Source organism: Candidatus Neomarinimicrobiota bacterium, assembly GCA_030743815.1.
Taxonomy (GTDB): Bacteria; Fidelibacterota; Marinisomatia; order Marinisomatales; family S15-B10; genus UBA2146.
This window is the reverse complement of sequence record JASLRT010000063.1, coordinates 1-24,271: the sequence shown is the minus strand read 5'-3', so window position 1 is coordinate 24,271 and position 24,271 is coordinate 1. Positions and strand designations below refer to the sequence as shown.

The 24,271-nt window shown below is 45.4% G+C and carries 21 protein-coding genes; 12 read left to right on the top strand and 9 right to left on the bottom strand.

Features of this window, described 5'->3' with window-relative positions; translation table 11 throughout:
* The 9 genes from QF669_05150 to QF669_05110 form a co-directional block, all read left to right on the top strand.
* The coding region (locus QF669_05150; GenBank protein MDP6456826.1) for a tripartite tricarboxylate transporter permease at window positions 1–442 on the top strand (442 nt) is incomplete at its 5' end.
* Window positions 439–2,226, top strand: coding sequence for a Na/Pi cotransporter family protein (locus QF669_05145; GenBank protein ID MDP6456825.1), 1,788 nt, complete (start codon window positions 439–441; stop codon window positions 2,224–2,226). The genes QF669_05150 and QF669_05145, both read left to right, overlap by 4 nt.
* Window positions 2,227–2,273: 47 nt before the next feature.
* Complete coding sequence (locus tag QF669_05140) at window positions 2,274–4,022, top strand: Na/Pi cotransporter family protein (protein ID MDP6456824.1); 1,749 nt, start codon at window positions 2,274–2,276, stop codon at window positions 4,020–4,022.
* Window positions 4,023–4,031: 9 nt separating this feature from the next.
* Window positions 4,032–4,934: a hypothetical protein gene (locus tag QF669_05135; GenBank protein ID MDP6456823.1), complete on the top strand. Its 903-nt coding sequence runs from the start codon at window positions 4,032–4,034 to the stop codon at window positions 4,932–4,934.
* Between the two features lie 218 nt (window positions 4,935–5,152).
* Complete coding sequence (locus QF669_05130) at window positions 5,153–6,316, top strand: hypothetical protein (GenBank protein ID MDP6456822.1); 1,164 nt, start codon at window positions 5,153–5,155, stop codon at window positions 6,314–6,316.
* A 91-nt stretch (window positions 6,317–6,407) separates the two neighbouring features.
* Window positions 6,408–7,682 carry a hypothetical protein gene (locus tag QF669_05125; GenBank protein MDP6456821.1) on the top strand — a complete coding sequence of 425 codons (1,275 nt, stop codon included), beginning with the start codon at window positions 6,408–6,410 and terminating at the stop codon, window positions 7,680–7,682.
* A gap of 71 nt (window positions 7,683–7,753) precedes the next feature.
* The gene (locus QF669_05120; protein ID MDP6456820.1) at window positions 7,754–9,001 is read left to right on the top strand and encodes a hypothetical protein; all 1,248 of its coding nucleotides are present in this window, start codon (window positions 7,754–7,756) and stop codon (window positions 8,999–9,001) included.
* A gap of 52 nt (window positions 9,002–9,053) precedes the next feature.
* Window positions 9,054–10,046, top strand: a complete 993-nt coding sequence (locus QF669_05115) for a PKD domain-containing protein (GenBank protein ID MDP6456819.1) — start codon at window positions 9,054–9,056, stop codon at window positions 10,044–10,046.
* Between the two features lie 196 nt (window positions 10,047–10,242).
* Window positions 10,243–12,975: a lamin tail domain-containing protein gene (locus tag QF669_05110; GenBank protein ID MDP6456818.1), complete on the top strand. Its 2,733-nt coding sequence runs from the start codon at window positions 10,243–10,245 to the stop codon at window positions 12,973–12,975.
* Between the two features lie 126 nt (window positions 12,976–13,101).
* Here QF669_05110 and QF669_05105 read toward each other — a convergent pair whose 3' ends face one another.
* The 9 genes from QF669_05105 to QF669_05065 all read right to left on the bottom strand — a co-directional run bounded on the left by QF669_05105 (window position 13,102) and on the right by QF669_05065 (window position 21,042).
* Complete coding sequence (locus tag QF669_05105) at window positions 13,102–14,868, bottom strand: thiamine pyrophosphate-binding protein (protein ID MDP6456817.1); 1,767 nt, start codon at window positions 14,866–14,868, stop codon at window positions 13,102–13,104.
* Window positions 14,865–15,347, bottom strand: coding sequence for a hydrogenase maturation protease (locus QF669_05100; GenBank protein ID MDP6456816.1), 483 nt, complete (start codon window positions 15,345–15,347; stop codon window positions 14,865–14,867). Before QF669_05100 ends, QF669_05105 begins: the two co-directional genes overlap by 4 nt.
* Window position 15,348: 1 nt before the next feature.
* A complete protein-coding gene (locus QF669_05095) occupies window positions 15,349–16,650 on the bottom strand; it encodes a Ni/Fe hydrogenase subunit alpha (GenBank protein MDP6456815.1) in 1,302 nt (433 codons plus the stop codon).
* Window positions 16,619–17,407, bottom strand: coding sequence for an oxidoreductase (locus QF669_05090; protein ID MDP6456814.1), 789 nt, complete (start codon window positions 17,405–17,407; stop codon window positions 16,619–16,621). The genes QF669_05095 and QF669_05090 overlap by 32 nt, the downstream gene beginning before the upstream one ends.
* Entirely contained in the window at window positions 17,407–18,300 is an 894-nt protein-coding gene (locus QF669_05085) for an FAD/NAD(P)-binding protein (protein ID MDP6456813.1), read from the bottom strand. Before QF669_05085 ends, QF669_05090 begins: the two co-directional genes overlap by 1 nt.
* Window positions 18,263–18,718, bottom strand: a complete 456-nt coding sequence (locus QF669_05080) for a cyclic nucleotide-binding domain-containing protein (GenBank protein ID MDP6456812.1) — start codon at window positions 18,716–18,718, stop codon at window positions 18,263–18,265. Before QF669_05080 ends, QF669_05085 begins: the two co-directional genes overlap by 38 nt.
* Window positions 18,711–19,844 carry a 4Fe-4S dicluster domain-containing protein gene (locus tag QF669_05075; protein ID MDP6456811.1) on the bottom strand — a complete coding sequence of 378 codons (1,134 nt, stop codon included), beginning with the start codon at window positions 19,842–19,844 and terminating at the stop codon, window positions 18,711–18,713. Before QF669_05075 ends, QF669_05080 begins: the two co-directional genes overlap by 8 nt.
* Before the next feature lie 4 nt (window positions 19,845–19,848).
* Window positions 19,849–20,469: a GyrI-like domain-containing protein gene (locus tag QF669_05070; protein ID MDP6456810.1), complete on the bottom strand. Its 621-nt coding sequence runs from the start codon at window positions 20,467–20,469 to the stop codon at window positions 19,849–19,851.
* Window positions 20,470–20,556: 87 nt separating this feature from the next.
* Window positions 20,557–21,042 (bottom strand): MFS transporter, encoded by a 486-nt coding sequence (locus QF669_05065; GenBank protein MDP6456809.1) that lies wholly within the window; start codon window positions 21,040–21,042, stop codon window positions 20,557–20,559.
* Between the two features lie 382 nt (window positions 21,043–21,424).
* On the opposite strand from QF669_05065, the gene QF669_05060 reads away from it, so the two are divergent.
* The 3 genes from QF669_05060 to QF669_05050 all read left to right on the top strand — a co-directional run.
* A complete protein-coding gene (locus QF669_05060; protein MDP6456808.1) occupies window positions 21,425–22,234 on the top strand; it encodes a helix-turn-helix domain-containing protein in 810 nt (269 codons plus the stop codon).
* Window positions 22,235–22,304: 70 nt separating this feature from the next.
* Window positions 22,305–23,861: a 4-alpha-glucanotransferase gene (gene malQ / locus QF669_05055; protein ID MDP6456807.1), complete on the top strand. Its 1,557-nt coding sequence runs from the start codon at window positions 22,305–22,307 to the stop codon at window positions 23,859–23,861.
* The coding region (locus QF669_05050) for a glycogen/starch/alpha-glucan phosphorylase (GenBank protein ID MDP6456806.1) at window positions 23,862–24,271 on the top strand (410 nt) is incomplete at its 3' end.

Sequence of the window (24,271 nt, the reverse complement as noted above, 5' to 3'; positions counted from 1 at the left end):
TCCTGACATTATTTATGGTTTACTTGCAAGCTTATTATTAGCAAATATTATTTTATTAGCTCTTGGATTCTTTGGCAGTCGATTATGGATTAAAGTAACTACAATTCCAAAACGTATATTATTCCCAATAATATTTGCTGTATCAATCATCGGAAGTTTTGCCGTTCGTAATTCATTCTTTGATGTAATAGCCTGTTTAGGATTTGGTGTTTTCGGTTGGATCCTAAGACGCTATAATTATCCGGTTGCTCCTATAGTCCTCGGTATGGTGCTAGGAAATATTGCAGAGACTAATTTTATACGTGCCGTCATGATGGGTGGTTGGACAGTATTCTTTATGAGACCCGCAAGTTTAATTATGTTATTAGTAGCACTTGCTAGTTTTGCTGTACCATTGATACAAGCAAGAAAAGAAACGTACTACAAAGTAAAGAGAAAATGAAAAATATTAACACACTGAAAAGAAAATGGTCAATGCTGATTGTAGTATTATTAAGTGTATTAAATCCACTGAGAGCTGCTAATGCGGATGCAACTATACAATGGGCAATGTTGGTTTTCTCATTGTTTGGTGGGCTTGCATTATTCCTATTTGGTATGGAGCAGATGAGTGAAGGGATGAAAAAGACTGCTGGAGACAAAATGCGGTCAATATTATCGGCTCTGACTAACAATAGATTAATTGGAATGACAGTTGGTGCGTTTGTAACAATGGTGATTCAGAGTAGCAGTGCAACAACAGTTATGTTAGTTAGTTTTGTACAAGCTCAATTGATGACCTTTGTTCAATCCCTCGGTGTGATTCTTGGAGCTGATATCGGCACAACAATAACGGCACAACTAATAGCATTTAAATTAACAGATTATGCACTGTTAATGATTGCTATTGGTTTTGCAATCAGGATGTTTTCTAGGAAGGGAAATAGTAAACATATTTGCGAAGTCATAATGGGCTTTGGTATTCTTTTCTTCGGGATGAAACTCATGTCCGATGCCATGAAACCACTGCGCACCTACCAACCTTTTATCGATATGCTCAGAGGTTTGGAAAATCCGATTCTTGGGCTTTTGGTAGGGGTTGTTTTCACTGCTTTGATCCAGAGCAGCAGTGCTTTTACTGGAATTGTTATTGTCCTGGCGCAACAAGGATTACTTATTCTTGACGCAGGTATACCGTTAATATTTGGTGCAAATATTGGTACATGTATTACGGCTGGGTTAGCAAGTATTGGGACCTCGAGAGAAGCAAGGCGTGTTGCAATCGCTCATGTAATATTTAAAATTGGCGGAGTCCTCTTATTTATTTTTTGGATACCTACTTTCGCAGAAATCATAAGATCAATTTCACCAACATCTTCAAGTGTTGGGATGGATAAACTAGCATCCGAAACCCCCAGGCAAATCGCCAATGCTCATACAATCTTTAATCTAACGGTCGGGCTGGTTTTCCTGCCATTTACAACCATCCTGGCACATTATGTTTACAAGATGCTGCCGGATAAGGAAGTTGAGAAAGGAATTATCCCGGCAACATGGCATCTTGACGATTCGCAGATATCACACCCGGCGATTGCGATTGATCTATCCCGCAGTGAGATTTCGCGTATGGCAAAGATCATCGGACGCATGCTGGAAGCAGTAATTGAACCCTTTACCACCAATGAACCACTGCAGGATAAGATTTACCCGCAACTGTCCCTAGTAGAAGGAATAGAAATGCGAGAAGAAAAACTGGATTATCTGGATGAGCGGATAGTGAGATACCTTCGGAAAATTGGACAGCATGAATTATCTGACCACCAGATTCAAGATGTATATGGGATGATGTCCATTGTAAATTATATCGAAAACATTGGTGATACTATTGATAAAAATATGATTCCCCTCATTGCTAAGAAATCAGCGTTGAATACAGATTTCTCCGATGAAGGCAGAGAAGAGTTGGATATTTTTCATACCAAAATCTGTAAACAAATCAGCCGTTTGAAAGAGGCATTTTCGGAGTTAGATCCTGACATAGCAAAACACATTATGTTAAAGGAAGAAAAATACGCTGATCTGGAGACCGAATATCGCACGCGGCATTTAGAACGCCTTCATGAAGAGAGAGAAGAATCCATAGAAACACACGAAATTCATATGGAATTGATGGATTTATTGAAACAGATAAATGTCTATACGGGCGATATTGCAAAGACCATTCATAAGATGGCAGAGGCGACGTAAATCATCCTATCACAGAAAAAGTTTCTGTTGATTCTGGCAACAATGCAATGACGTACGGCTTTACCGATATCCTGACCCTACTTGGTTCACTTGCCCTGTTTCTCTACGGGATGAAAGTGATGAGTGATGCTCTGATGGAGCTGGCAGGGGACAAAATGCGCAAAATCCTCGCCGCCGCCACCTCAAACCGTTTTCTGGCGCTACTGACTGGACTGTTTATCACCACTGCGATCCAGTCTTCCTCTGCCACTACCTTGATGGTGGTGAGCTTTGTCAATGCCAGTCTACTGACATTGACCGAGGCGGTAGGAGTGATCATGGGGGCCAATATCGGTACCACCGTGACCGCTTGGCTGATCTCGATTCTCGGTTTCAAGGTGAAGATGAGTGCAATTGCACTACCGCTGGTTGGGTTCGGTTTCCTCCTTTCGCTCTCCAAATTGGATCAACGTCGTCACTGGGGTTTCTTTCTCATCGGTTTTTCCGTCCTCTTTATTGGATTGCAATTTCTCAAGGATTCTGTGCCCGATATCAAAGACAATCCTGAGATCCTTTCTTTTCTACAACAATACACGAATCTGGGTTATCTGTCGGTTTTGCTATTCTTGGCAATCGGTACAATTCTAACTCTGATTATCCAATCATCCAGCGCCACCATGGCACTCACCCTGCTGATGACTCACGAAGGGTGGATTCCGTTTGACATGGCTGCAGCGATGGTACTGGGGGAAAATATCGGCACCACCATCACCGCCAACCTTGCCGCCTTTGTTGCTAACTTCAACGCCAAACGGGCAGCCCGTGCCCACCTGATCTTCAACCTGCTGGGAGTCGTGTGGATGCTGCTTCTTTTCTATCCCTTTATCCAGATGATTGGTTATGTGGCGATAAAGTTGGGAGGGCAATCTCCTTTCCTCACCGCCGCCGCCATTCCGGTCGCCCTCTCACTGTTCCACACCGGATTTAACTTCATCAATTCTGCGCTACTAATCGGTTTTATACCGCAGATTGTGCGGGTGGTAGAGCGGTTGATCCCCGGCGTACCAGAGGAAGAGATTGAAGTAGGGCTTGTTCCTGCAACCTGGCATCTGGACGAAAGCCAAATCTCACATCCTGCATTTGCCATTGAACTTGCCCAGACTGAAATATCTCGCATGTCCAAGATCATAGCTCGAATGCTCCGAGCCGTTGTTCACCCTTTCACTTTTGACGAACCGGGGGAGGACGAAATCTATCCCAAGCTGACAATTCTGGAAGGGATTGAGATGCGAGAGGAGAAGATTGACTTCCTCGATGAGAAGGTGGTGGATTATCTGGTGCAAATAGGTCGCCAGGAATTGAGTAATAAGCAGATGAGCGAAGTATATGCCATGATATCCATTGCCAACGATATGGAAAATATTGGTGATATCATTCATCGAAATTTGGTGCCACTGGCCACAAAGAGACTGCAACTGGAGAGCGATTTTTCCAAGGAAGGGAAGGCAGAGTTAATCACTTACCACGAAAAAGTAAGTAAGCAGATGAGCCGGCTTCGGGATGCCTTAGGTGAAATGGATCCGGCTATGGCCAAAAAGATCCTTCGTAAAGAAGAAAAGTATGAGATACTGGAATCAGATTTCCGTATACGACATGTGAAGCGCCTACATGCAGAAAAAGAGAAATCAATTGAGACTCATGAAGTTCATGTGGAGTTTATGGATTTAATTAAACAGGTTGGTGTTCACCTGGCAAATATCGCGAAGACTATTAAGGAAGTTAATGTTGGCGAAGAAGGAAGTGAATTGGAGGTATAAGAGAAGACAGTGAATAAGATTCTACATATTCCCGTTCTGGTTGTGCTGCTGTTTACTGCAGGGTGCACTTCGAACAGCCAAAATGAGTTCAAATTGAATTCCAGTGAGTACAAGTTGCTTTTGGATTCAGCCAGATTCGCTGATATCGAACAGGGATTCAGGGATTACTGGACAATCATAAAAGCCGTGGCAGAAGAGGAAGGGATACCTGTTGCGGAAAGTGAACATCCATATAAAATAAAGCACAAAGAAATTTCTTTCTTTGACACACGCAATTATGACCTCAAGAAAAACGGTTATATACTGCGACGGAAGATCAAGTACAAGGAAGGACACCGCGAACCCGGCTCGGAGTTTTCGCTGAAATTCAGAAATACTATGCCTGAGATAGCTGCTACTGCTGATGTTGTTATCGGTGACGGTTATACTCCCAAGGATGATAAAATCGAACTGGAGTCTGACATTGTCTATTTCTCCGCAGAGAACGGTGGGAAAGAGATCACCTTTTCGGTTCAAAATCTTGTTGAACTAGACCATACTCCATCTTTTAGAATCGGTGAATTTGCTAGGATCTACCCCGTTTTATCTACCTTTGGTTTACCGGAGGATACCGAGCTGGAGCTCGTAGCAGAAGCATCGGCAGATGAGCGGATGATGCGTCCCGGAAAGTTTGAATTTGGTGACGGCTTGAAAGGACGGATTGATTTGACAGTATGGTTGCTTGATCTGGGTGGTGAAGAGGTGAGAATTCCTGAATTTTCATTTGATCACCCTTTTCCTGAAGATCGCGACTATTCTGAAGAAGCATTGAGAAAGTGCACAACATTTATTGATAGATTGCAGGAAGAGGCACCCGATTGGGTAGTCCCCGGAAAACTGAAGGCTGCGTTTCTTTTCGAATACGAAGAATGATCTGACGTCATGGCGCGGCAACCCAGGACTGGATAAGCGGTCTGTTGTTGGATGCCGGTAAAACAACGATATTAGGTGAGACTACTTACAATTTCGATTACGCATTTATGTTTTTGGTATCCGCCGGAGTGCTGTCACTATTGATGGCGCTCACCGTGTGGAACGTCAGGGCTCAAGCATAGGAAAAGAATTGAATGATTAAACTAAAGGAGAGAAGAATGAGATCAAAATCGATAGTAATCAGTGGAATGGTTCTGGGACTGGCAACGGTTGGTTACAGTCAGGTCGACGTTGTTTCTGTCGCCAGTGAGAGCGGTCTTGATATCCTGTTTGGCGGTGAGGTGGAAATGGAGTTCGTCGACGTTGAGGGGCCGGGTGGATTTACAAACCAGGATCTTACCTATCAAAAGGTCAAGACCCGTAGTCCTCACATGCGTATTGACAAGGCCATACTATCAGCGCGGGCGAACTACAGTGAGAACCTCTTCTATAAGATAGAATTCCGCTTTGGAGACAATAAGGCGTTCGTCGATAAACACTACGCTCAACTCAAGCTTCCATCGATCAACACTGAAGTGGAAATAGGTAAGAACAAACCATTCATGAGGACCAAGCGCCGCACCGAGGGGTATCCTCTCATCGGTACCGCTTTCTGGAAAGGGAGGGAGTATCATATCGCTTCTAAGACAGAGCTGACCCTTTCGGATCAGATCGAGATAGAAGGGGGTCTGTCCTTTAACATGAAGCGGCCGCTGGGCTCCGATGACGCCGCAGAAGACAAATCGTTCAAAATGATCGTTTATGATGATTATGACAACAAAGATGGTCAAACTTTTGAATACGGCAGCACTCTCACATTAAAGGCGTTCGGTCTCTCGGCTCAAGGATGGTACTACACCGGGGAACTGATTGACGATTTTGACTGGAAGACGCAACTCTCACAGACGCTGGCCGGTTACGATGATATGGGTGACCGTTCGGACAGGACTCACTGGTGGTATGGCGGCAGAGGCGGCTTCGACCGCTTTGGTATTCATATCAGGGGTGAATATATTAGCGCACAGGACGGCTTACTACCGAGAGACGGTTACTACGTCGAGGGGTCGTATTCTCTGGAAACAGAGAATTTCCTGCCGGTGCAAGCTGTTGAACCTCTTTTCCGCTACGGAACGCTGAACCTCCGCAGGCATCCACCGCTGTTGGGGGAAACCGAATCTTGGGATCGGACAATGACGACGGTGGCACTATTAACGCGGGTAAATGACTATCTCACTGTTAAATTGGAGTATTATCTCTTAGATGAAGCAACAGGTGGCGATCCACCCGAAGATGACCATGTGAAAGATAATCAACTGCTGCTTCAGGTTAAGTACGAATTTTGATAAGAAGTAAACAGAGCTTTTTCGGTTTAAGTGAAGTCGGTAGAAGACGTAAAAAAGTGATCACTGAAACAAACAAAAAGGAGACACAACGATGAAACACGCCATGAAGGTCTTAACGACCACATTGGCGATTTCTGGGTTTCTGTTGATTCTCAGTTGTGAAGAAGAGGAAGAAGAGGTCGAGATTACGTATGACAGCTTCAGTATCGAAACAGTTCTCTCGAGGGCAACTGAACAGAACGCAAATCCGGAAATCGTACGCATAGTGCCAGGAACCGAGGACAAGGCTGTCTTTGTCTCATCGGCTGTAAACAAGGTAACCGTGGTGGACTACACGCTGACGAATTTCACATTTGGCACAACGCTCTCCCTGGATCCGGGCTCCGCGACGGCAGAGATGACTTCCATTGACGTCTCCCCACAGATAAGTGGTGAAAACTACATTGCCGTCTGTGTGGCCGAGGTGGACTGCGCCAAAGGAAAAGTCATGTTAGTCAAACTTTCCGATGGATCGATAGTTGCCGAAGTTGAAGTGGGCTACAACCCGGATGGAACAGCTTTCACCAAAGACGGTTCCTACTTGATTGTCGCTTGCGAAGACGATCGTGAGGACCGGCCGTGTAAACCTGAAGACAGGTGGGGCGGAAGCATATCCATCATAGATCTGACAGGAGGTGTCGCCAGCGCCACTCTCGCCGATGATTACCTGGTTGACTGGGCAGAAGACTCCGAGCCGGAGCACTGTGAGACGTCCAGCGACGGAACGGTCATCTGCTCCGTGCAGGAAACAAGTCAGATCGTCATCTTCAATACATCTGATGTTCCCCTTACAGATGACAAGGTGACGATTGTGGATCTTCCTGATGATTCAAACGTTGGTGGTGAAGGGATTGATGCCGAGCCCGATGGTCTGTTCATATCACCCGATGGACAATACGCTCTCCTCTCGAATGAGATTAACGGCACATTCCAGATGATGAGTCTTCCGGACGGTGCACTTCTGGGCAGTCCGTATATCATTGAACAGGACCTCACAGCGCCCCCGTACAATATTGATGAGAGGAAGTCTAAGAAGCGGACGGAACCTGAGGAATGCGCTCTCATCGAAAAAACAGAAAAGCTCTACGCTGTCCTGGCGCTCCAAGAATCTCATGCTGTTGTTGTCTATGATGTGACCGACCCAGCCAATCCGGTCTTCGATTCGATGGCGCCGGCCGGTGTTGACTATGAGAATGACATTGGGATGGGAAAAAGCTCCATTGGCGCCGAAGGACTAGGTGCCCATCAGGAGAACGGGGTTATTTTCTCTGCCAACGAGAGAGAAGGCAGTATCACTATGTACACTGCCCAGTGGGCGAGAGAGTAGATACGCTTTCATATAGGGGGTAGTCAGTCTTGGTGCTGGCTATCCCCGTGCATACGGGTTAGTTTAATAGAATGTCGGTCATCGCTGTAAGAGCGATGGGCGTGGGGAAGAGCTGTCTCCTCATTGCCTTGATGCTAGCTGTGATTGTTACGGGGCAGTCGCCTGATATAAGTAATCTCGATCTAACGGAGAAGATAACTCCGCTCGGAATTGCTCCCAGCCCGCAAGACGGTTATGGCAGCGGACCGAACCAGCTGGCACAGCCCGATGACGTCGAATTCTTGGCTGACGGCTCACTGCTCGTCAGCGACGTAAACAACGATCGCATTCAGCTGTTCTCACCTTCCGGCAAATTCGTCAGCTCTATCACGGCTGATGACTTGGGCCTGAGTGGGGAAATTGCTCCCACCGGCATTGCAAAGGACGGGGGCGGATACATCTATGTGACGCTGGAGGAGAAGGGTACAATCGTCAGGCTGAACCCTGACCTGACTGTAGATCAGTTTATCGGCAAGCCGTGTGATATTTCAGAGGAGGACTACTACAGGTCCGAGTACGAGGATTGCCTCCTAAAACCGCAGGGACTGATTGTATCGCCGGCCGGGGATGTCTTTGTGGTGGATATGGCGAAGAAGATATTCCGCAAAGGAAAAGTCTACAATTTCGGCTTCAGAAAGTTCAGGCGTGAAGGTAGCTCTTTCCGTTATGATACCGAATTCGCCGCTTCTCAAGAAGTGACTCAAGTGATGCGAAAGAGCGAGGGGATGTTTATCGACGATGCCCGGAGATGGCTGTTTATAGCTGAGGAGAAACCGCTTAAAAATCAATTCGGAAACAGCGCAAAGTACCGCTACGTGGCGCTGTTTGATCTCGATACGGGAAAATTTCTTGAGCGGCTCTTGGGTGTCACTATGCAAAATGGTTCCATTGTGTCAGGTCTGATTGACGACTCTGTGGAGGGTGTACGACTGTTCGGCAACTACCTCTTTGCGGTGGATGAGAAAGGTGGTAGGGTTTATGTCGTGCAAATCCAGACAGGCAAACTGGCGGGCTTCTTTGGTAAGAACGCCTTCTACTACTGCGACGATCACTCGGACTGTGTTATTGATGGTATCAACTATAATGAGCAGAATATCATTGTCGGCGGTGCTTTTCCTCATCTGAAGAACAGCTGGCGCAAGAACGAACTCGCTTCGCCCGATGGTGTTGCTGCGGTGCAGTTGGAAGACGGCTCGAGACGGCTTGCGGTGGTGGACCAGTGGAACTCCCGCATTGTCATTTATGACCTGGACCAGATTCTGGCTCTGCTGACAGACTAAAATTGCTTGAAGGCTAAGGCGGAGGCTTAGGCTGAGAACTAGGATAGGGCTGATGAGGGTACTTACGGTCATGGTCGGGTGCTGCCTTCTGGCGGCAGTTTCGTGTACCGATCCGCTCGAGGAGAATCTTCCTCCGGCGGCGTCTTTCAGTTACTCTCCCGAGAGCCCGTCACCGGGAGATACGGTCACACTTGATGCCAGCCAGTCGTCTGATTCAGATGGTCATATCGTAGCCTTCCTCTGGACCTTTGGTGATGGAAAAACAGGCGAGGCGGTGACGGTGAACCACATCTATGAATCCGATGCTGCTTACCGTGTGACACTCATCGTAACCGACGATGGAGGTGACTCGGATACGACTTCTTCAACCGTGACTGTGGAGTACGCTCTCAATCCGGTGGCCGATTATGATCTCGATATTAAGTCACCTTCGGGCCTCTCATTTTCTGTGGACGGGAATCACCTCTGGACCGTGAGCGACAAGCCGGGGGGCGCAGTCTTCAAGATAAGTCTGACGGGTGAAATAGTAAGAAGGCTGTCATACACTGGTGCCGACATGGAAGGGGTGGTGCAGAGTATCCTCGATTCTACACTCTGGGTAGTGGAGGAATTGACCGGAGAGGTGGTACAGATTGATACAGTCGGCAACGAACTCGGCAGAGTGACTCTCAGCGGCGTTACCGGTGGCGGCGGGCTGGAAGGAATCACTATCAATCCGGAGGACGGTCATTCCTATCTTCTGAAAGAGAAAGACCCCGGCGCCCTCATAGAACTTAACGCAACGCTCGAGTTTGTCAGCTATGACCGCATCACTTTTGCAGCAGACTACTCAGGAATCTCCTACGATGCCGTAAGCGGGCAGTTGTGGATTCTGAGCGATGAGGAGGAGAAGGTATATCGGGTGGGGACAGATGGAGAGGTCGTTCGCAAGTACCGCACTGAAGTGATCAAGGGCGAGGGCATTGCCGTGGATGAGGAGAGTGGTCTGATCTATATTATCAGTGATGAGAGTGAGAGGCTATATCAGTTTTCGGTGGAGCGTTGAAATGTCCAAGTACAGATTTAGACGATATTATGTCATTTTGACGAATGTAGTTACAGCATACAGACCAGATGGTATTGACATGTCGTCGTTAACACTGTCTGCTACAATCTGGCATAGTATTTGCTATAATTCTTGTTAATGATAAACAAATTCTATATGGATATATTTAGTCTACTATAATATGAGGAAATGAATCATGAAAAAAATGCTACTGAGTGTCATCATATTCGGCTCATTATCGGTTGGAATGGGACAGACGCTCTACATTAATGAAGTAATGGCAAAACAGGGAGCCCATGATGACTGTCTGTGGTATGATTGCTCAGACTTCTTTGAGATATTCAATCCTGGTACCGAAGCGGTCGATATCGGAGGCTGGTATGTAACGGATGACCTCAATAATCCCACTGCATTCCAGCTAAGTGATGCAGAGCCTGAGGTGACCACCGTCCAACCTGGCGGCTTTCTGCTAATTTTCGCTGATAAGCATCCCACTTACGGCCCATTGCACGTCAGTTTCGGCCTCAGCAGCGGAGGCGAGTCAGTGGCCTTGGTGCAACCGGATGGATCTTTTATGGATTCGCTATCATTTGGTGAATGGCCGGTTGATACATCTTTTGGACGGTCGCCAGATGGAGGGACGACTGCGGGTACTCTGGTTGATAACTGGGAATGGTACTACAAGCCGTCGCCGGGTAGAAGCAACATCACAGTGAGGATTAATGAGTTTCTTGCGAAGAATGACAATGTGAATCAGGACGAGAACGGCAATTTCAGTGACTGGGTCGAGTTGTACAATTATGGTGAATCCGATGTTGATATTGGGGGAATGTCCATGACCGATGACTATACGACCCCGACTCAATATACTATTCCATCAGGTACAACTATCCCGGCTGGTGAATTCCTACTGGTCTGGTGCGACGGAAGTGAGGAGGATCCGGTAACATCCCCGGATGTTTTGCATGCCGGTTTCAAACTGAGCGCCGGCGGTGATGCGGTGGGTCTGTTCTATGACAATGGTGGTATAACTGTGGCGGTTGACTCGCTCACTTTTGACGCTCAGACAGCCGACGTTTCCTACGGGCGCTATCCCGATGCGGCCGACAACTGGCAAACGTTTTCTCTCCCAACACCAGGTTCTACCAATGAGGTGGCAGAAGGTCCTAACATCTCTGATGTGATCAGAGAGCCGATGTTCCCTGAGGCTGATGAAGCTGTTTCCTTATCAGCGATGGTCATGTCTTCGGCATCGAACTTAACCGTTGAACTCAACTATGATCCTTCTTCAGGTTCATACTCGAGTGTTTCCATGGTCGATGACGGTCAGCATAATGACGGCAGCGCGGGAGACGGCGTGTACGGCGGTACCATTCCTGCTCAGGAGGGCGGAGTCGTTGTGTACTGGTACATCCACGCCTCAGATGATGCTCCATCTGAGTCAGTATATCCAATATCTGCGCCAGGCGAACCTAACTCTTACCGGGTAACGGACTGGGTGCCGATTCAAGAGGTGGATCTGCCAGTTCGAGAACCTTCAGGTCTCGCTTACAACGCAAACAGTGGAACCCTCTTTACTCACAATGACGACAACAATGCCAACATCTACGAAATCTCCACGTCGGGGGAGGTTCTCGATTCTCTGATGGTGGGCGGTAATGACTTTGAGGGTATTGCGTTTAACTCCACTTACGACACAATCTACGTTGTTGAGGAGACGACATGGGAAATAGTCAAATACACACTGGACGGCACAAAAGTGGGTAGTATTTCGGTGACTCCCGATGCCAGCCTCACCGATGGTCTTGAGGGAATTACCATCGATCACAGCACAGGGCATATATTTGTGCTTCAGGAGAAGAATCCATCCAAGTTAATCGAATTGGATGCCGGCGGAAATGAATTGGCTAGGACAACTCTGACCTTTTCGGCCGATGTCTCGGGGATTTCGATTCATCCCACTTGGGGCACACTCTTCATAGTCAGTGATCAAGGTTATTCGCTGAATGAAGTTTCACAATCCGGTGAACATCTGCGCTCATGGTTTATTCCACTGAATCAGGCTGAAGGAGTAACTTTTGCATCGGAGACAGTGGTCTATATGGTGAGTGACCGGGGCAACAAGTTTTACGAGTTTGACTTTGATAAGGGCAAGTACATTGCACCGATACCGCTTAAGATCAATGAGTTCTTGACAAGTAATGATGCTTGCTGTACTGATGAGAATGGTGACTTCGACGACTTCCTTGAGATCTATAACCCCACAACGGAAGCTGTCGATATAGGCGGATGGTATATGACGGACAATCTGAGTAAGCCAACACTCTGGCAGATTCCTGATGGTGCTCCTGAATCGACCACGATCGCATCGGGGGGTTTCCTGTTAATCTGGTGCGACGGAGAGACTGATCAAGGCGTTCTCCACGCCGACTTTAAACTGGGTAAGGGTGGAGAACAGATCGGTCTTTACAATTCGGCTATCTTGCCCGCTGATACCCTCACTTATACAGGTCAGACTACGGACATAAGCTACGGTCGCTATCCGGACGGATCAGATCGTTGGAAGTTCTTTGACGGAATAGGCGGCGACAGTCCTACTCCGGGCATATCAAATACGGTACTGTCGTTGATGGATGGGGAGACAGTTCCGACGGAATTTAATCTTTCCCAGAACTTTCCTAATCCGTTCAACCCCGTGACCGTGATCAGATTCGACTTACCGGAAGCGTCTTACGTCAATCTCAAAGTGTACAATCTTATGGGACAGGAGATAAGGTCTTTGGTGAGCGGCATGGAAGAACCGGGAGTAAGGGTGGCAGTCTGGGATGGTAAGGATAACTCCGGTCGGCTTGTGAGCACAGGTGTCTATCTTTACCGAATCAAGGCAGGAAGTTTTTTCCGGACTCACAAGATGATACTGCTCAGATAAGGCGGTTCATTTTAGTTGCGTTCCTCCGAGAAAAGCCCGGGAGTTCCCGGGCTTTTCTCTCTGTTGCAAAACCAATTTAGTCTCCACTGGCTGGTGGATCCGGAAACTGGTTCGGCTTTTGCCATCTTACATCGAAATCGATCCCTTGCGGAAGTCCGTCTTCCCAATCAGAGCATTCACGAGTACAGGTTTACCTTCCCGGACTGTCGCCTTGGCTCGTTTGAGTACATTTGGCAGCTCAGCCGAACTCTGAACAGACAATCCTACTCCGCCGTACCCTTCAGCCACTTTGTGATAATTGGTGTACGCAAGGGCAGTCCCAACCTCGTCACCGAGCATTTCCACCTGTTCACGGGCGATCTGGCTCCAGCCGGCATCGTTACCCACTACGGCTATGACAGGGAGGTTATGGCGGACGAAGGTGTCAAACTCCGCCAGACTGAATCCGGCCGCGCCGTCGCCGTACAGTATCCACACCTCCGCTTCGGGATGGCACAGCTTTGCGCCGAGGGCGAATCCGCCTCCGACGCCGAGGGTACCGAAGACGCCGGGGTCGAGCCACGACAGCGGACTTCTCGGCTGAATGATGTAGGAGGCCGTCGCCACAAAGTCGCCGCCGTCAGCCACGAGGATGCTATTATTATCAAGATGAAGGTTGATCTCCCGGCATAGGTTCAGAGGATTGATTAAACCGGTATCGATGGCGGCCTGGCTTTCGATCTCGTTTCTTCTCTCATTGTCGCGCTGCCTCAGCGTGTTGATCCAGCCTTCCCGGTTCTGATTTCCGTCGCTCATTTCAGCGAGACTCAGGATCGCCTCAGCGGGATCAGCCGGAATACCCAGATCAGGTCGTCTGTTCTTCCTCAGATCGTGACGGCTGCGATTAATAGAAACCAGACTGGCCGACCTCGGAATGTGGCGGCCGTAATTGAGGCGGAAGTCGCACGGAACGCCTGCAAGGATGACCAGATCGGACTCCTTCAAGGCGAGTTTCCGCTTATGTCTAAAATAGAAATGGTCATCTTCGGCCAGAAGACCCCTTGCCATGCCGGAGAGATAAGTTGGAATTCCCATCGACCGGATCGCCTCCTGAATCGCCGGCGCCTTTGCGGCTGACAGCATCGCCTGACTCCCCACCAGCATGACTGGGCGTTCAGCTTTATTCAGGAGCGTCGCAACACGGTGGAGTTTTCCCGGGGAAGGGGGAGCAAATCCCGCATCAAATGTTATAGTTTTTGATGACTGTCTTCCTTTGCTGAAGAGCCGTTTCAGATGCCATCTCAGATAGCTGTTGAACAGTGTATCCTGAAGCCCGCGGCTCTTTGTCCCTGATGTGGTCTTGTACCATTCGCGCACCATCTGCTCGGGGTAGAGAAGGTCAACGGGAATCTCGAGGAATACAGGCCCGGGGACACCCGATTGGGCGGCGGCGAAGGCGGCTTCCAGTTTAGATTTGAGCTCATTGACGTAGCGGACGGTGGCAGACCACTTGATGTGAGGTTTCAATAGCGCCAACTGATCGATATCCTGGAGGGAACCTTTGTTTTTTAGCACAGTAGCCGTGGCGCCTCCAATGAGAATTATGGGCGACTGGGCAAGTTGACTATTCTTAACGGCGGTGATAGTGTTGGTAAGTCCCGGGCCGGAAGTGACAACGGCGACACCTGTCGTCTGGGAAAGTCTCGAAACAGCATCAGCAGCGAATACAGAACTCGCTTCATCGCGCACATCGATGACGCGGATACCACTTTCCTTGGCGGCAACCAGAATAGGGGAGATGTGTCCGCCGCAAAGCGTAAAGATGTGCCGTACGCCGTGGGACATCAGTATATCAACGACGGTCTGGCCGCCATGCCTGTCAGTTGGATTGTCAGTCATCTCAGGTGAGTTCATGCATGCGCCAATTCCTTTTCCCTGATTGAATGAATATCATCCAGAATCTGCTGTACCACTTGTTCAGCGCTTTTTTCTATCTCCGCTGAAATTTCTTTTCCTATTTCGAAATCTTTTCCTTCAATACCATAAATGAGTACATGTTTCGGTAATTCACCTAAGGTTCGTGCCATTTCAACTGCTTCCGCCACGCCAAAGGCGTGGGTGGAATAATGGAAAAAATCGGTAGGCACTTTTTCTGTATTGGCATCAATGCGGTGAATGGTGCCGGGGGCTGAACCGGACTGAACTGCATCCACCAAAATTACGTGGCCATAGCTTTGCCATATATCCATAATATCTGATCCTTCACCAGACCGTTCCATCAAATGCACATTGTGCAATTCATGTAGGCGAAGTTGTTTCAAGATGGCAAGTCCCACACTGTCATCACAGCGGTAAGGACTGCCAACGCCGATGATTAAAATTGATTCAGTCATATTATTCCCGTTCAATATCCAATTTCAAAAAGTGGGTGGCACAGGAGATGCAGGGGTCATAATTCCGCACCGCCTGTTCGCATTTCCAAGTGAGATCTTCGTCGCTTAAATCCATGTATTTGGGAATGAAGTTTGACAAATCTTCTTCAATCCGACTTTGGTTTTGTGCCGTAGGTGGAACAATTTTTGCCGTTTTGATGGTACCTTTTTCATCAATTTCATAGCGATGATAGAGAATGCCCCGGGGCGCTTCGGTGCAGCCCCAACCGATACCGGGCTTAATGTCATAATCAACAGCCGGCTTTTCTGGTTTTTCATAATTTTCAATAATTCGAATCGCCTCATCAATTGCATAAACAGTTTCTAATGATCTGACTACGATGGACTGAAATGGATTGGTTACAATTCTATCATACCCAATATCAACTGCTACTTGTTTGGTAAGTTCTGAAAGTTGATTGTAATTGAGATTATACCTTGCGAGTGGGCCAACAAAATAATTACCATGCTCTATATGTATGGAATGCAGCGCATTGGAATGTTCCACATGAATTTCTTCAAAATGATCTTCGTAATCCTGAATGTCAATATCCAAACCGGTATTTGAAATAAGTCGTCCTTCATTGAAAGGATATTCGTCGGGATGGTGAAGTGCTATAAATTCATAATCTTGATCAAAATCAGGACACTCTAAAGAATTAGCAACTTTTACCGCTTCAATAGATGCATCCTTTGCCCATTTTAATTCTTCCAGTAAAGGGGCGAAGTCCTGTTTTTCAGGGACTTTATAAAATCCCCCCACTTTATTATTAATGGGATGAATCTCCCGACCACCCAAGAGCCGAACCAGTTCATTCCCTGCCTTTTTCAGACGCAGCGCCATTTTCACTAATTCCGGTTTATCGCCTGCAAGTTGAATGGCATCCTGATAGCCCAAAAAGTCCGGCGCATGAAGCATAAATACATGGAGCACGTGACTCTCTATCCATTCTCCGCAATAGATGAGCCGGCGCAATTCCCGAAGTTGTCCGCCTACTTCAATACCCAGAATTCGCTCCATGGCATGGATAGAACTCATGATGTAGGCAATGGGACAAATTCCACAGATACGGGCTGTAATATCCGGTGCTTCGGTAAAGTGGCGCCCCTGTAAAAAGGCTTCAAAAAACCGCGGCGGTTCAAAAATTTTTAATTTGCAATCTTGTAATTCGTTGTCCTTGATTTTAATGAACAAAGCACCTTCACCCTCAACGCGGGCAAGATAATCGACTTTAATGGTTTTTGTGTTCTTCAAGGCGTTCACTTGCTCCTTTAAAAGGTTCTATAAATCCATTAAATCCCCGAAATGTCTGCAGGATGGTGTCATCTGAAACACCCAGGTGTCGCCAGACTTCCGTCATTGAATCTGTATTCGCTGAATCTTGTGGGCCGAAACAACCGTAACATCCACGATTGTAAGATGGACAGAGTGCGCCGCATCCAGCTTGAGTGACAGGACCGAGACAAGGTTCATTCCCTGCAACTAATACACATGTGTTCAGCTTCAACTTGCAATCCATACAGACTGAATGTGTTGGAATAGCAGGTCGCTTACCTGCAAGTAGTGAAATCACTACTTCTAAAAGTTGATATTTATCAATCGGGCAGCCCCTAAGTTCAAAATCCACATTGATATAATCTGAAATTGGGTGAGATGTATCAAGCGTACTGATATATTCGGGGTGCGCATAGACAATATTGGTGAATTCATTTACATCCGCGAAATTTCTTAATGCTTGTATACCTCCAGATGTTGCGCAAGCACCCAAGGTAATAACAATGCCGGACATTTCACGAATTTCTTTAATCCGTTCTTCATCATGAGGTGTTGTAACTGATCCTTCAACAAAGGATACGTCGTAAGGTCCTTCCACAACCTCTCGAGTTGCTTCTGGGAAATAGGCTATTTGAACAGCTTCCGCAACCGCTAAAAGTTCATCTTCGCAATCTAATAGAGATAACTGACACCCATCACAAGAAGCAAATTTCCATACAGCGAGTTTAGGTTTTGTATTAGACATTATAACTCCTTGATTCGAAAATATCGTTCTACATCCATGTAATTAAATACAGGACCATCTTTACAAACGAACATAGATCCCATTTGACAATGGCCACTTAATCCGATTCCACATTTCATATTTCGTTCCATTGACACCCAAATTTCATCAGGGTTAATCCCATTGCTAATCAACTCTTTTACGGCGAATCGTATCATAATCTCGGGTCCGCAAACTAATGCAGCTGTATTGTCAGGATTAAAATTCAATCTTGGGATTAATGTTGTTACTACACCAACTTGGCCATGCCATTTAGGTGATGCAGAATCCACTGTGACTCGAACCTGCATATCAAGGTGACTTCGCCAATCCATTATTTGAGTTGGATATAACATTTCTTCCGGAGCTCTTGCTCCGTAGGCAATGGCTACTCGATTATAATCATCTCTATTTTCAAGAATATGAAAAATAACTGGTCGTATAGGTGCTAATCCAATCCCACCACCAATGATGACAACATCTTTACCTTTTAATTGATCCATAGGCCAGGTGGTTCCAAATGGTCCACGAACTCCAACTTGGTCTCCGGACTTTAAATTACAAAGCGCGTGGCTTACCTTTCCTACATCACGAATTGTATGGACTATATACTTTTGATTACTACAATCACCACTAATTGATATTGGTATCTCTCCAGTACCATAAGCATATAACATATTGAATTGACCAGGATTAAAAGTCTCAACTCTGCAGGGTTCTTTATTATTTAGGACAATACTCCATGTGTCATGGGTTTCTTTACTTTTTGATTTAACCTCAAAAATCCCAGGGATTAAAGGTGAGTGGCGATTGAATGCCATTATCGAATTTGAGTCATTATCCATATATATCAACCAATTGTAACCGAGTTGCATTCAGTCTATCCAACATTACTTTTGAAAATCGGTTCATTAATTCATATCCCAATTCAGGATTATCCTTACATAGTTTTCTAATGCATTTTCCATCTATTCTGATCGTATTTGTTTTTTCTCTAGCCAATGCATCAAAATGCCAAACAAATGGTGAAAACAGCCAAGACCATCCTAAGATATCTCCATTATGAAGGGATTGAATTGCTATAGGACCTTTATTATGGGTATGGAGAGACAGATCGACTGCACCGGACAAAATGAGATAGAAGTAATTGGCATCTTCACCCTCTAAAAATATTGTGCTACCCCTGGAGAATATTTTTTCTGAAGCGCAATCAATCATATCGTTTAGCGTTATAAATGGTAGTCCTTTAAAAATGGGATGCTCTGATAATTGTTCAGCAATAAAATTAGACATGATTTATTTCTCCTTTTTTATATTGATTCGGGGGTATTGAAAGTGCTTTCAATTCCTCAGTGATATCGATACCGGGGGGACACCATGTGATGCAGCGACCACAACCAACACAGCCGAGTGAATCAAATTGGTCTTGCCAAGAAGCAAATTTGTGGGTGAGCCATTGACGATATCGAGACTTGACTGAATGACGGATATTCCCACCATGGATGTAAGTAAAATCAGATGTGAAACAAGAATCCCATCGTCGTTCTCTTTTGGTGTTTCCGTCTAAATCATTTATATCAAATACATCTGCGCAGAAACAAGTTGGGCAAACCATTGTACAATTTGAACAAGCTAAACAACGTTCAGCAACTTCGTCCCATCTAGGATGGTCAGGATTTTTCAACAGCTTTGATTTTAAACCTGTAGTCTGAACTTTTCTTTTCAGTTTTGCTCTAACACGTTCTAGCTGTGCATCTTTAATTAGATAGTGATTATTTTCAGTATCTTTTAAACTGATTTGATTCAATATTTCTTGCCCAGCTTCAGTTTCTGACCGCACTAAGAAGTAGTGTTCTCCACTTTCTAATATTTCGGTCAATACTATATCTGCCCCATTTGGGATCTCTGGACCAGAGCCCACTGAATCACAAAAACATGTTTCGCATGTATTAAAACATTCAACAGCAACAATGAGAGCATTTTCTCTACGTTCTTTATAATGGAGATCGACATAGTCTCCACCCAAGAAAATTTTATCCTGAATTTTTATTGCAGATAATTCACAAGCTCTGACGCCGATGAAAGCATATTTCACATCATGACTATCTGTTTCTAGTTGAATTCCCTGTCCATTCCTTTCTGCTTTAAATAAAGTTTGGACGGGTGGATATAAATATTTCTTCCATGAAAATGGAGATACTGTATATCCAAAAAATCGACTTGATTGTATCTTTTGCAAGGCATACTTCCCAGGCCTTTGATGATCAATAATCCCCCTAGGAAGGTCATCAGCTGATTCGATGGGTTCATAGGCGATTGCGCCATTACTTTCCATCGGACCAATCACCTGATAATCAGCCAAAGATATTCCCTGAATCAGGTCATCGAGTTGGTCCGGTTGCATTACATTTAATTCCATAGGACTATTCCTTGGATCTCATAGGTTGACGAATAATTGTTTTTAATTTTTCTGGTGCAGTTCTTCTTGGATCACTCAAATATATTTCATGATGATATCCTGATAGTTCACAATCTGCATCAGAAATAAATTGGTGAATATTTTTTATTGTGGATGCTTCATCAGCATAGGGGCCAATATATAAAATTTGAGCAGATCGTCCTTCTTCAAATGTCTCAAAACGCACATCATTGACAGCAAAAAGATCTTTCTTTTTCATTACAGACTCTTTTGCTGATATAACATCTGCTTCTGATATAAAATCAGGTTGATGTATCATACATGTCCATTCCCATTCATCCTTTTTTCCATCGGTGAAAGCATCCATATTTTTTGACCACCAAAGGGCTTCCAATGGCATCACGGTAAAATCGAAATCGGGTGATTCAGATTTGTTAGAAAATTTTATTGTATAAGATAAACTATATAATGCACCAACGGCTTCTTGAAATGAAATAGCTGTATTTGGGTCTCCAACCCCATTTACCATGAGGAAATTAAAAGCAGGAACAGTAATATCTTCAATCGCCTTCGATGAAGGTTGATAAAACTGTTTATATGTTTTTTTCAGGTCGATCTTTTTCATTTTACCACTCCGGATTTAAAGATCATTTTGAAAATGAAAATCCTATTACATCAATTTAGGATATTCCTATCTATTTATCAATAAAAATCATTTAGCTGTAAAGATTTTTTTTGATACTGTGGTGCTTTGTTGCCGATCACCTAAAGAAGGTGGATTACACCTAAGCATGACCAGGGTACCTGCTAAACAAGCAACACCTGCAATAATAAATGGAATCATCCATACTGATGGAGCTGTAAGTGTTTGAGCTGAATCTTTAAAATATCCAGCAATAAATGGTCCAATAATCCCTGCAACACCATATGCAGAAAAAACCCATCCATAATTACTGCCAATATTTTTATTGCCAAAATAATCTGCAGTAATTGCTGGGAACAGTGCAAAATTTCCACCAAAGTTAAATCCAATGATAGAAGCTCCTACAATGAAACCAATTTCATAAGTGTACATAATAAATATATGGTACACCATGAGCATAATTACACCTTGAAATGTTGTCATAAGAATTATGGACTTTTTTCGGCCAATTTTGTCTGAAATCAAACCCCATAATATGCGCCGTAATTTAGCCATCACAATACTCTTCAGCACTAAACCCGTTAAAGAATAAAAAAAGAGCTAGGTTAGCGCCCCCCCTTCGATTGTGTACTCTACACTTACTTTTGCATCCAGTCAGGGCCGCCAGGAGCTTGACTTCTGACGAACATCTTGACCGATTTTGCATCGATGATTTCGTTATCGTCCTTACCGAGGATCAGTTTCCATTCTGCTCTGGGTGATGGATAGAGAAAGAAATCGCCGCAGCTCCATTTTTCAGTTCCCAGTTTCCAGGAATTTGTGTATATTTAGTAACTCTCTAATGAGTTACGCAAAGGCAAACTTAGTTATTTCCCCATAATTGAGCAACCAAACTTCGCCATAATTGTCAGGGGTGTTAGAGATCTGAGGGAAAAAGATGAGTGCTGAGCAGATGATCGTAGAGACATTGGGTGACCTTGGTTTTTCGGCAAATGCGGCCAAGACATATATCACTCTACTGAGGAATAACCCAGCTACAGGATATGAGGTGAGTAAAAGGGCGGGAATACCGCGGTCGGCCATCTACACTGTTCTTAATCACCTTGAATCCATGAATATCATCAATGGAGTTGGAGAATCTCCTAGGCGTTTCATACCGCTACCACCTTCAACTCTCCTGGAGCACTTCAGCCAGCTCACTTCCGACCGCCTGGATACACTCAAAACGGCCCTCGATTCTCTCGAACTTAAAGAAGAAGCTTTTGACTTCTGGCACATTACCGGCTATAAGGATCTGATTCTGAGGGCGAGAGAGACTATTAACGGTTCCATGGAGACCCTGTTTCTCGGGATATGGCGCAAGGAGTACGATAAACTGGTTCAGGAAATCCGTGATGCGGTGGATAGAGGGGTGGATATCATCATATTTTCTTTCTGTGATATTCCACCCGAACTCGGTTCTGTTATCTCTTACGGTATTGACGAAGATGAACTTCTTGAGATCTGGAATCCCAAAATTATTCTTGTGTCGGATCAGAAAGTGACAATCATGGGGCGAGCTATTGATCATCCGAATAACAAGGCCATCTGGACGAACAATGAAGCCATCACAGAGATTGCCAGAAACCATATAGTTCTCGATTTAACTCTCGCCGGTCAGCGAATGGAAATCGACGTTAATCCTACTGTTCAAAGGATGATGCGTCGAGCTGATCTCCATCTGGATGATCTTCTAAGCAAGGCGTAGAGAGTCCGCTTGGCGAAGTAGGTATAATTTCCCTGTCAAATAGTGAAGTCTGTTCAATTCATTCACGCCGTTGACTAAGAGTGAGGCAAATATTTTGACCGAATTCCCCAGACGAAGTGGTGTGCTTCTGCACATCACGTCTCTCCCCGGACCCTACGGGATCGGTGAAATTGGTCCTCATGCTTATGCTTTTATTGATCTCTTGCAGGAAATGGGGCAGAGCCTGTGGCAGATTCTCCCTGTTATTGATACAGGTAATCACAAATCACCCTATACGACGATTTCAGCTTTCGCTAATAATCCGCTGCTGATCAGTTTTAATCTGCTGGTTGATGACAAGCTCCTGGAAGATAGTGAACTCGAAGCATTGCCAAACTTCACTGATGATCGGGTAGATTTCGATTCTGTTGTTCCTGCCAGAAGTGCTGTTCTCGATACTGTCTGTGAAATGTTCGACAAACGTGCAACAAAGAAACAAAAATCAGCCTATAATTTATTCTGTAAAAAGAACGCTTATTGGCTTGAAGACTATGCCCTGTTTACGGCTCTTAAGGATGCCCATGATGGGGCAGTCTGGACGGATTGGGATCCGGAGTACGCTCATTGTAAAGACGGAGCGATGAAATCAGCCCGCCTTGAGTATAAAGAATCGATTCAACGGCAGAAAATTGTACAGTATCTCTTTGATGATCAATGGAATCGCCTGAGAGCGTATGCGCATAGTCAGGGGATAAGGATTGTGGGTGATATCCCAATCTATGTTTCCCATGACAGTGCTGATGTGTGGGTGAATCAGGAGCTTTTCCAGCTTGATGAAGATGGTATTATGATCGTACAATCGGGTTGTCCGCCCGATTATTTTTGTGCAACAGGTCAGTTGTGGGGCAATCCTATCTACAGTTGGGATGCGCACGATAAATCAGGGTACCGCTGGTGGACGAACCGTCTGCAGAAGTTGTATGATATGGTGGATATCGTACGCATTGATCATTTCAACGGTTTCGTGAAATACTGGGAAGTACCCATTGAAAGTAAATCAGCACAGAATGGCAAGTGGGTGACAGGTCCGGGAGAAAAAATATTTGATACCCTGTTTCGTGAACTGGGCAAGAAACCGATCATTGCCGAAGATCTGGGCGAAGCGGCGAAGGATGCTACCGTATTGAGGGAAAAATATCACCTGCCAGGCATGAAAATACTTCAGTTTGCCTTTGATCCCCACGAGCTGAGAGACGGCTGCTTGCCGCATCAATATCCGCGGAATTGTGTCGTCTACACCGGCACCCATGATAATGACACAACACGGGGGTGGTTTCATGCCGAACCGGGCAATGCAGTTACACGAACATTAGCTGAGATCAGAGAAGAGCGTGCCACAGTTTTGAGCTATCTCGGCAACGATGAGTCAGAAATAAACTGGGATATGATTCAGATGGCACTACAATCCAATGCGCATACGTCTATTATTCCGCTTCAGGATATTCTTGGTCTCGATTCAGAAGCCCGCATGAACATTCCCGGTACAGTTGAGGGAAACTGGATATGGCGGTTCAAACGCAATTTGCTGTCTGACGGAGCAATTGAACGCATGTGTAATCTGACTCAACAGAGCGAAAGAATGAACTAAATGACGACTTCCGACTACAAGATTGCCTATTTTAGTGCTGAAATTGGTATTAGTTCCAGTCTACCAACATACGGTGGCGGATTGGGTATATTAGCAGGTGATCATATTAAAGCGGCGGCTGACGAAGGGTTGCCTTTATGTGCCATTACCTTATTATATAAGGAAGGATATTTCAAACAGCGTGTTGATGAGGAAGGGCACCAAACTGAAACCTATCCCAAATTTGATCCCGAACCTTTATTGAAAAAATTAGATTTCACTTTTCCCCTCCATCTACAAGGCAGAGATGTACAAATAGAAGTATATAGGTTGGATTATACCGGCCTTAATGGTCATATCCTCCCCATTTATTTTATGGATACTGATTTAGAAAGCAATTCCGTTGAAGATAGAAGCATTTCTTTGCGGCT